At 37.7% G+C, this 9,303-nt stretch carries 10 protein-coding genes; 7 read left to right on the top strand and 3 right to left on the bottom strand.

Features of this window, described 5'->3' with window-relative positions; all coding sequences use genetic code 11:
- Positions 1-21: 21 nt before the first annotated feature.
- Together BAU17_RS09530 and fabI are read right to left on the bottom strand one after the other, a co-directional pair.
- Positions 22-933 carry a mechanosensitive ion channel family protein gene (locus BAU17_RS09530; RefSeq protein WP_161902589.1) on the bottom strand — a complete coding sequence of 304 codons (912 nt, stop codon included), beginning with the start codon at positions 931-933 and terminating at the stop codon, positions 22-24.
- A gap of 84 nt (positions 934-1,017) precedes the next feature.
- Positions 1,018-1,773: an enoyl-ACP reductase FabI gene (gene fabI / locus BAU17_RS09535; protein ID WP_161902590.1), complete on the bottom strand. Its 756-nt coding sequence runs from the start codon at positions 1,771-1,773 to the stop codon at positions 1,018-1,020.
- 212 nt (positions 1,774-1,985) lie between these two features.
- Here fabI and fabZ point away from each other — a divergent pair, with 212 nt between their 5' ends.
- Entirely contained in the window at positions 1,986-2,429 is a 444-nt protein-coding gene (gene fabZ / locus BAU17_RS09540; protein WP_161902591.1) for a 3-hydroxyacyl-ACP dehydratase FabZ, read from the top strand.
- Between the two features lie 40 nt (positions 2,430-2,469).
- Here the strand turns inward: fabZ and BAU17_RS09545 are convergent, their stop codons facing one another.
- Positions 2,470-3,198: a peptidylprolyl isomerase gene (locus BAU17_RS09545; RefSeq protein WP_161902601.1), complete on the bottom strand. Its 729-nt coding sequence runs from the start codon at positions 3,196-3,198 to the stop codon at positions 2,470-2,472.
- A 173-nt stretch (positions 3,199-3,371) separates the two neighbouring features.
- On the opposite strand from BAU17_RS09545, the gene BAU17_RS09550 reads away from it, so the two are divergent.
- From BAU17_RS09550 to BAU17_RS09575, 6 genes are all read left to right on the top strand, one after another.
- Positions 3,372-4,463 carry a DUF871 domain-containing protein gene (locus BAU17_RS09550; protein ID WP_161902592.1) on the top strand — a complete coding sequence of 364 codons (1,092 nt, stop codon included), beginning with the start codon at positions 3,372-3,374 and terminating at the stop codon, positions 4,461-4,463.
- Between the two features lie 183 nt (positions 4,464-4,646).
- Positions 4,647-5,582, top strand: a complete 936-nt coding sequence (locus tag BAU17_RS09555) for an alpha/beta hydrolase (RefSeq protein WP_161902593.1) — start codon at positions 4,647-4,649, stop codon at positions 5,580-5,582.
- 105 nt (positions 5,583-5,687) lie between these two features.
- Positions 5,688-7,001 carry a GTPase ObgE gene (obgE, locus tag BAU17_RS09560; RefSeq protein ID WP_161902594.1) on the top strand — a complete coding sequence of 438 codons (1,314 nt, stop codon included), beginning with the start codon at positions 5,688-5,690 and terminating at the stop codon, positions 6,999-7,001.
- Positions 7,002-7,127: 126 nt separating this feature from the next.
- On the top strand, positions 7,128-8,078 hold the full coding sequence (gene rnz / locus BAU17_RS09565) for a ribonuclease Z (protein WP_161902595.1): 951 nt from the start codon (positions 7,128-7,130) through the stop codon (positions 8,076-8,078).
- Complete coding sequence (locus tag BAU17_RS09570) at positions 8,075-8,863, top strand: SDR family NAD(P)-dependent oxidoreductase (protein WP_161902596.1); 789 nt, start codon at positions 8,075-8,077, stop codon at positions 8,861-8,863. Before rnz ends, BAU17_RS09570 begins: the two co-directional genes overlap by 4 nt.
- A 13-nt stretch (positions 8,864-8,876) precedes the next feature.
- Complete coding sequence (locus BAU17_RS09575) at positions 8,877-9,260, top strand: LapA family protein (protein WP_161902597.1); 384 nt, start codon at positions 8,877-8,879, stop codon at positions 9,258-9,260.
- Positions 9,261-9,303: the final 43 nt, after the last annotated feature.

Below are 9,303 nucleotides of genomic sequence, written 5' to 3' on the forward strand. Positions count from 1 at the left end.
AAATCTTCTAGGCACTTCTTTTTATTTTGGCAAAATTGGGCTATTTGGAATCGTAAAACCATCTTTTGCTAATTCATGAATGGATGCAGTCAATAATTCTTCTTGCAATTTAAATTGGCGACCGTTTGTCACATACATTGTTGTACGAATAGCATAATTGCTATTTCCTAAATCGACTGTGCCAAAAACAACAGGTGGTGTTTGAATAAATTCCGCATATTTTTCAACGATGCTTTGGTTTGCTCGTTCAATTGCTTGTTGGATGCCAGCAATTCCTTCCGTTGGGTCAATACGAACATCTACTAACACGCGCATATCTGCACGAGACGTATTACTGATAGTGGTGATATTCCGGTTGGGTACAAAGTGAACCGTTCCATCAGCAGACTTTAACTGTAGCGTACGTAAACCAACCGCAGTGACGGTACCTTCAATAGTTAAATCAATCAGACGAACATAATCACCCACGTCAATTTGTTGTTCGGTAATGATGAAAAAACCAGTGATAATATCATTCATAAAGCCTTGTGCACCTAAACCAATGGCTAAACCTGCAATTCCCGCACCTGCTAACAATGAACCGACAGGGATACCAATGGTTGAAAGTAGGGCATAAATAAAGAAAAATCCGAGTGTATATTGCACAATATTATATATCAATGTACGTAATGTTGTCATTCTAATTTCATTATTCACTTTTTTTCCATAGGAACGAAATCCACGGTCAATTAAAAAATTAGCGACACGTGCGAGAATCCCAAACAATATAATGATAAAGATAATCGTTAGCGTCTTTTGAATAAGAAGACCTGTAATAGCCTCCCAATCTAAATTTGCCCACCAGCGTTGAAAAGCATTTAATTGCTTGGCAGCAGGCTCAATAATACCGATTTCTGATGAATCGGTTGTTGCAGCTGTTCCTAAAAAATACATAACAATCCCTCCTACAATTCCGTTTCTTATTGTAGCAAGAGATTGTTAAAAAAGAAAACTAATTAGATGCAGTTAAAAGAAAAATTAAGATAAATGAACACCTTTATCTACAAAGATCGTTTCTCCGATAATTCCGCTTGATAATGGGCTGATTAAGAAAGCAACCGCATTTCCGACTTCTTTGATTGTTACACCAATATGATCTGGTGTACGTTCTTCAGATAGTTGAATTAATTTTTGGTGATCTTTCACGCCTGTTACAGCTAGTGTTTTTAAAGCGCCAGCAGAAACAGCGTTCACACGAATTTTTTGTGGAGATAATTCAGCAGCTAGGTAACGAACAGCTGCCTCTAATGAAGCTTTTGCAATTCCCATCATGTTGTAGTTAGGAACCGCACGTTCAGCACCTAAGTAAGTTAATGTCACAATACCGCTATTGTCGGCTAAAATTGGTTTTGCATAGTGTGTGACAGCAATTAATGAATAGCTACTAATGTCTTGCGCTAAAGCATAACCATCACGAGAAATATCTGTGACATTTCCTTGTAAGTCTTCTTTGTTTGCGTAAGCAACAGCATGAACCACACCATGAATTTCACCTGCATATTCTTTGATTGCATCAAAAGCTTTGGCAATACTTTCATCGCTTGCAACATCTAACTCAACTAAAAATTCATTTCCTTCTAACAATTTTTCCAAAGGTTTTTTCATACGTTCGTTTTGATAAGTGTAAATAACTTCTGCACCTTGTTCACGTAAAGCTTGTGCGCAACCCCATGCAATACTACGTTTATTTGCGACACCCATGACGACGATTTTTTTACCAGTTAAGAAACTCATAATTCCACTCCTTATAATAAATAGATGAATAAGTACATTCAATTTTGTAATTCATGGCTTACCACCATGATTATCTATTATTAGATAAAATTGTTTGATTGTCAAACTAAATTTACTTAATTAATTCTAAAGTTGCCAAATTAATCAAAATATGATACTTTGATAATCAAAGTAAAAGAAATTTTTAAACTAGTGAAAAGAGGAACGAAAGAATGAAAAAATTGTTGACTGAAGTAGAAGTAATGGAGTTAATTCCAAACCGTTATCCAATTATTTATATAGATTATGTTGATTCAATTGATCCTGGTAAAAAAATTATTGCAACGAAAAATGTAACAATCAATGAAGATTTCTTCCAAGGACATTTCCCAGGAAATCCAGTTATGCCGGGCGCCTTAATTTTAGAAACCCTTGCACAAGCTGGTTCAATCTTAATTTTAAAATCAGAAGAATTTTTAGGTCGTACAGCTTATATTGGTGGAATCAATAAAGCAAAATTCCGTCAAAAAGTGGTACCGGGAGATACAATCAAATTATCGTTTGAAATTACTAAAGTAAAGGGTTCAGTCGGAACAGCAGATGCAATTGCAACAGTTGAAGGTAAGAAAGTAGCAGAATGTGAGTTTACCTTTATCGTCGGTGAGCAAAAACAATAAAAAAATGGCGTGTTAGAAATTCTTCTAACACGCCACTTTTTTATTTTGCTTCTTGTAAGACTGTAATTTTATCAATCGTTACTGGTTTAACAGGTGTTTCACCATCAACATCGGCTTGAGCGATTTTATCGACAACATCCATGCCTTCAGTAACTTGGCCAAAGACTGTGTATTTACCATCTAAAGCTTTCGCGCCGCCTTTTTTATAGGCTTCGATGATTTTTTCTGGTACGAACTGTTTGGCAATGCCGTCCGATACATCTTCATCATTTTGTACGATAAAGAATTGACTACCTTGACTATCTAAAGTTTGTGCACGAGCCATAGATAATGCCCCACGAATATGATACAGATTAGGTGAGATTTCGATTTCAAAGCCTTTGCCCCAAATGCTTTCACCACCAGTGCCGTCCCCTTTAGGATCGCCACCTTGAATCATAAACTCTTCGATAACGCGATGGAAAGTCGTTCCCTCATAGTAACCGTCTTTGGCATGGGTGAGAAAGTTCTCAACAGCTTTAGGCGCATATTCTGGGAACAATTTCATTTTAATGGTTCCTTCAGATGTTTTCATTTCAACAAGGGCTTCATTTTCTTTTACTTCTGAATCTAGTTGAGGTAATGCTAGTGCATTTAAATCAATTGAACTAGATTCGGTGGTTGTAGCCGTGCTTTCGCTCGTAGCGGTTGAAGAATTAGTTGTACAGGCAGCCAATAAAGCTAGACTTGCTGCAGTGGTGAATAGAAGTGCAAGTTTCTTATTTTTCATCATGGAAATTCCTTTCTGTTCTAACATCTTATTTATCATAACAAATTATCTCTTTTTTTCCTAGCATTCTTTTGAAAGGGAAATCATGAAAGGCTCTTGCGTATTTGGTCTAGAGCAATTATAATTGTAAGTGGATACAAAATCGTTTTTTATTTTTAGGAGGATTCTCACATATGGGAAAATTAGGTGTTTCAATTTATCCAGAACGTTCAACATTTGAAAAAGACAAAGCGTATTTAGATTTAGCACACAAATATGGTTTTAAACGTGTATTTACAAGTTTATTGCAAATTAAAGATGATAAAGAAAAGGTATTGGCTGATTTTAAAAAGGTCGTTGATTATGCAAATAGCTTGGATATGGAAGTGATGGTCGATATTAATCCAGGGCTATTTAAACAGCTCGAAATTTCTTATGATGATTTATCATTTTTCCATGAAATGGGTGCTGATGGTGTACGGTTAGATATTGGTTTTACTGGTGCGGAAGAAGCTCGGATGACACGTAATCCTTATAATATTAAAATTGAAATCAATATGAGTGCGGGTACAAGTTATGTGGACAATATTATGTCGTATTCACCAAACACGGATAACTTGTTAGGCTCACATAATTTTTATCCACATCGTTACTCAGGATTAGGTTATGAGCATTTTGTGAACTGTTCAGAAAAATTCCGTAAATATAACTTAAATACTATGGCTTTCGTGAATTCACATGAGGCAACATTTGGACCTTGGCCAACTCAAGACGGTTTGTGTTCATTAGAAGATCATCGTGAGTTGGAAATCGCAACACAAGTCAAACATTTACTTTTAACAGGTTTAATTGACGATATCCTTGTAGGGAATGCTTATGCCTCAGAAGCAGAGTTAAAAGCGATGGCAGACGCGTTTAATGCGCCATATCCAACACTAAAAGTAGTTGTTGAAGATGAAATTACGGAAGATGAGCGTATTTGTTTATTCGATAATTTGCACAGCTATCGTGGCGATCGTTCCGATTATATGTTACGCTCAACAATGACGCGTGTTTATTACAAAGATAAGCCGTTTCCTGCCCACACAACGCGTGACATCGTACGTGGTGATGTCTTGATTGATAATGTTGGTTATGGGCAATACAAAGGGGAAACGCAAATTGCCTTGAAAGAAATGAAAAATGATGGGCGTGTCAACGTGGTAGGACATATTTCTGAAGATGAATTATTCTTACTAGGATTTTTGAAACCATGGTCAAGTTTCAAATTAGTTGAGACAAAATAAATCTGACTAACAGAATGTATAGAATAAAAAAACTCGTTGGCTATTTGCTAGCTTTTTAGCAAACAGCCAACGAGTTTTTTTTTAGAATCTGCTAAAAGTTCGTGTAAACAAAGAGAAAATAATTGTTGAACGTTCTTTTTTTCTTTATACTAACGTGAGAAGTAGATTATCGGAGGGTTACAGATGAAAGTAGTAGGTCGGATTGTGTTAGTGGTTGTTCTTATCTTAATTGTGGGATTAATTTGGGCAGGAAATTATTTTTATAATTATGCGGTAGTCCCATCTGAAAAAGACTTTTTAGCAAATGATACACCAGGGACAGATATTGTTGAAACGGATGAAATTGCGAATTGGTATTCAGATGAAAACCATCGTGAACGTTGGCAATTGACATCGGATGATGGCTTAAAATTATCGGCAATTTATTTGCCTGCCGAAAAAGATACGGGTAAAACGGCTATTTTGGCCCATGGTTACATGGGAAATGCTGAAACCATGGGAGAATATGCCAAAATGTATCATGATTTTGGCTATAACGTCTTAGTACCCGATGCACGAGGCCATGGTAAGAGTGAAGGCGACTATATCGGCTTTGGTTGGCATGAAAGAAAAGATTATTTACAATGGATTGATCAAGTGTTAGCAACGAATGGTGACGATGAAACAATTACTCTTTACGGTTTGAGTATGGGCGCTGCGACTGTCATGATGGTGAGTGGAGAAGAGCTACCTAAAAACGTGGTCTCAATTATTGAAGACTGCGGTTATGCAACAGTCAATGGTGAGCTGCAATTCCAACTGAAAGAATTATTTAATTTACCTTCATTTCCGTTGATTCCTGTGACTAGTTTGGTCACGAAAGTGCGTGCAGGTTACTTTTTTGGCGAAGCGGATGCAACCAAGCAGGTAGCCAAAAATACACGCCCAATGTTGTTTATCCATGGTGATGCGGATGATTTTGTGCCTTTTTCAATGTTAGACACTGTGTACGAAGCAACCGATGCGCCAAAAGAAAAATGGGTTGTTGAAGGAGCAGGGCATGCGAAGGCCTACTCCAAGAATAAAGAGGCTTATCAAGCGAAAGTGAAGCAGTTTTTAGAAAAATATAATGGAATGTAAAGAATACTGCTGAAAAGATAGACAAACGCTGAGTTGGTAGGTACAATAATAAAGGCTTAGATGTATCGAATTGTATTAGTAAATAGAATGGAGGACACAAATAATATGTCCATGTTTTTAGATCAAGTAACCATTGACGTGAAAGCCGGTAAAGGCGGAGACGGAATGGTTGCATTTAGAAGAGAAAAATACGTCCCAGATGGCGGACCAGCAGGGGGAGATGGAGGACGAGGCGGTAATGTCGTTTTAGTCGTTGATGAAGGCTTACGTACATTAATGGACTTTCGGTTTAATCGTCATTTTAAAGCACAAGCAGGCGAAAATGGCATGAGTAAAGGCATGCATGGTCGAGGTTCTGACGATTTATATGTCAAAGTTCCTGAAGGGACAACTGTCCGTGATGCAGAGACTGGTGCTTTGCTAGGAGATTTAATTGAACACGGTCAAACTTTGGTCGTGGCGAATGGAGGACGAGGCGGACGAGGAAATACTCGTTTTGCAACACCGAGAAACCCCGCACCAGAAATGGCAGAAAATGGAGAACCAGGTCAAGAACGTAAGATTGAATTAGAATTGAAAGTCTTGGCTGATGTTGGTTTAGTGGGATTCCCTTCAGTAGGGAAATCAACCTTACTATCTGTTATTTCATCAGCACGTCCAAAAATTGGCGCGTATCATTTTACGACACTCGTGCCAAATTTAGGCATGGTTAGTACAAAAGATGACCGTAGTTTTGTCGTAGCCGATTTACCAGGACTGATTGAAGGAGCTTCACAAGGTGTTGGTTTAGGAACACAATTTTTACGTCATATTGAACGGACACGCGTTATCTTGCATATCATTGATATGAGTGGCATGGAAGGTCGCGATCCATATGAAGATTATCAAGCAATTAACAATGAATTGGCTTCTCACAATTTGCGTTTATTGGAACGTCCGCAAATTATTGTTGCCAATAAAATGGACATGCCTGATGCCGAAGAAAATTTAAAAAAATTCAAAGCTGAATTAGCCAAAGAACAAACGGATGAATTTGCTGAGCCAACACCAATCTTCCCAATTTCTGGCGTTACACGTCAAGGTCTGGATGCTTTATTAAGTGCTACAGCAGATTTATTAGAAGTGACACCAGAATTTCCATTGTATGAAGAAGAAATGGAAGAAGATGTGGTACAATATGGCTTTGTTTCTGATGAACCAGCCTTTGAAGTACAACGCGAACCAGATGCGTCCTGGACACTTTCTGGTGAGAAATTAGAGAAGTTATTCCAAATGACCAACTTCGATCACGATGAAACAGTTATGCGTTTTGCTCGTCAATTGCGTGGAATGGGTGTTGATGAAGCGTTACGTGCGCGTGGTGCGAAAGATGGCGACATTGTTCGTATTGGTAAATTTGAATTTGAATTTGTTGAATAGCAAGAAAGGAACTAGGTTTAGTCACTAGTTCCTTTTTTTAGGGAAAAGAAGAGGTCTTTCGTTTTCAAATGTATCAATTATTGATACAATTAAGAAAAATAATCGCAAGAGAAAGTTAGGTTAACTATGGAGTTGGAATTTTTAGGAACTGGTTCAGGAGTTCCCGCAAAACACCGCAATGTATCAAGTGTGGCATTACGATTGTTGGACGAACGGAATGCTGTTTGGCTCTTTGATTGTGGTGAAGGGACGCAAATGCAAATTTTAAATACTACTATTCGTCCACGTAAAATTGAAAAAATTTTTATTAGTCATTTACACGGAGACCATATTTTTGGCTTACCTGGTTTGGTTAGCAGTCGTTCATTCCAAGGAGGCGAACAACCACCGGGACCATTAGAAATTTATGGTCCAACTGGCGTAGAAGAATTTGTCCGCATGGCGCTAAGACTTTCTAAAACACGCTTAAATTATCCGATTAAGTTTATTGAAATGAAAGAAGGAACTATTTTTAAAGATGCCCAATTTGAAGTTTCTTGTCTAAAATTAGCACATGGAATTGATAGCTATGGCTTTAGAATTGTGGAGACTGATTATCAAGGTGAATTACAAGTCGAAGCGTTGAAAGCATTAGGAGTGCCAGCAGGACCAATCTATGGGCGTTTAAAGCGTGGCGAGACAGTAACGCTAGCAGATGGACGCGTTATCAATGGTGCAGATTTTGTTGGTCAACCGAAGAAAGGTCGAATCGTGACAATTTTAGGAGACACTCGTTATTGCGAACAATCCATTGAATTAGCTAAAGATGCAGATGTGCTTATTCATGAAAGTACCTATCAAAAATCAGAAGTAACGATGGCAAGAAAACATTTCCACTCAACGACTGAACAAGCAGCAACAGTTGCTAAAAAAGCGAATGTTCGACAGTTAATTTTAACGCATATCAGCGCACGATATTTAGGAAAAGATGTCTTGATGTTAAAAGAGGAAGCGGAAGCGATCTTTCCAAATGTATTTATAGCGAAAGATTTTTATGTCTGGCCGATTCCTTTTAAAGAACAGGGGGAAGCAAAATGAACTTAGAAAATAAGGTTGTGCTAGTAACTGGTGGTTCAACTGGCTTAGGCGAGCAAATTTGCTATGAAGCAGCCAAACAAGGAGCAATTGTGGTGGTCTGTGCACGCCGCATTCATTTAATTGGGCAAGTTAAAGAACACTGCATGGAGTTAAGTCATAAAAAAGCCTATGCTTTTCAACTGGATATCGCCAATCCAGATAGTATTGATAGCTTAATGGGAAAACTGAAAGAAGAAGTAGGGACAGTAGATGTATTAGTGAACGATGCAGGATTTGGGCATTTTGAAGATTTTGTTTCATTTGATATGGCATTGGCTCGCAATATGTTTGAAGTGAATGTCTTAGGAATGATGTTATTAACTCAACGTATCGCCGTAGAAATGCTTGAACAACAAGCAGGGCATATTATTAATGTCGCCTCAATGGCTGGAAAAATGGCGACACCAAAATCAACGGTTTACTCAGCAACAAAATTTGCGGTTTTAGGTTTTTCTAACGCACTACGCTTAGAGTTAAAACCCTTTAATATCTTCGTTACAACCGTTAATCCTGGTCCGATTAAAACCGATTTTTTTGACAAAGCCGACCCTTCTGGTAATTATTTAGAAAATGTTGGAGCATTTATTTTAGAAGCTCAACCTTTAGCGAAGCAAATTGTCAAAAGTATGCTACGACCGAAACGTGAAATTAATCGGCCTATGGCTATGGAAGTTGCTGCTCGTTTTTATCAAATGTTTCCGCATATTGGTGATTATCTAGCAGGTGGTTTATTTAATAAGAAATAAAGGAGTGCCGCAAATGAAAAATCAATGGCGTATTATCATTGGACTAGTGCTAACTTTAATGATTGTTATTTTTGCTGTGTTGAATAATATGAATGTTCCTGTAAATTTTGGGTTTTCACAATTTTCAGCACCGTTGATTATCGTGATTATTGGTTCAGCATTTCTCGGTGCTGTTGTTGTAGCGTTGGTTGCTACAGGTACAATGTGGCAACAACGGCGAGAAATCAAACAATTAAACCAACAAATTAATTCGTTAACAAAAGATATCGACAAAAAAGTGGCAGATAAAAAAGAAGAACTAGAACGAGAATACAATAATAAGCTAGCAGAATTTAAGGCTGCCCAGACAGTCTATCCAACCGAAGAAAAGATTAAAGAAATTGACTCGGAAGGCTAAAAAAAGGAAAACTTGGTTAATGCAACCAAGTTTTCCTTTTTTT

This window comes from Candidatus Enterococcus willemsii (assembly GCF_009933335.1).
In the GTDB taxonomy this organism is placed as follows: Bacteria; Bacillota; Bacilli; order Lactobacillales; family Enterococcaceae; genus Enterococcus_F; species Enterococcus_F willemsii.

Excerpts from the sequence above, each read along its gene's own strand:
- BAU17_RS09545 (WP_161902601.1), bottom strand. The coding sequence starts at position 3,198 with ATGAAAAATAAGAAACTTGCACTTCTATTCACCACTGCAGCAAGTCTA.
- BAU17_RS09570 (WP_161902596.1), top strand. The coding sequence starts at position 8,075 with ATGAACTTAGAAAATAAGGTTGTGCTAGTAACTGGTGGTTCAACTGGC.
- fabI (WP_161902590.1), bottom strand. The coding sequence starts at position 1,773 with ATGAGTTTCTTAACTGGTAAAAAAATCGTCGTCATGGGTGTCGCAAAT.
- BAU17_RS09530 (WP_161902589.1), bottom strand. The coding sequence starts at position 933 with ATGTATTTTTTAGGAACAGCTGCAACAACCGATTCATCAGAAATCGGT.
- obgE (WP_161902594.1), top strand. The coding sequence starts at position 5,688 with ATGTCCATGTTTTTAGATCAAGTAACCATTGACGTGAAAGCCGGTAAA.
- rnz (WP_161902595.1), top strand. The coding sequence starts at position 7,128 with ATGGAGTTGGAATTTTTAGGAACTGGTTCAGGAGTTCCCGCAAAACAC.
- BAU17_RS09550 (WP_161902592.1), top strand. The coding sequence starts at position 3,372 with ATGGGAAAATTAGGTGTTTCAATTTATCCAGAACGTTCAACATTTGAA.
- BAU17_RS09575 (WP_161902597.1), top strand. The coding sequence starts at position 8,877 with ATGAAAAATCAATGGCGTATTATCATTGGACTAGTGCTAACTTTAATG.
- BAU17_RS09555 (WP_161902593.1), top strand. The coding sequence starts at position 4,647 with ATGAAAGTAGTAGGTCGGATTGTGTTAGTGGTTGTTCTTATCTTAATT.
- fabZ (WP_161902591.1), top strand. The coding sequence starts at position 1,986 with ATGAAAAAATTGTTGACTGAAGTAGAAGTAATGGAGTTAATTCCAAAC.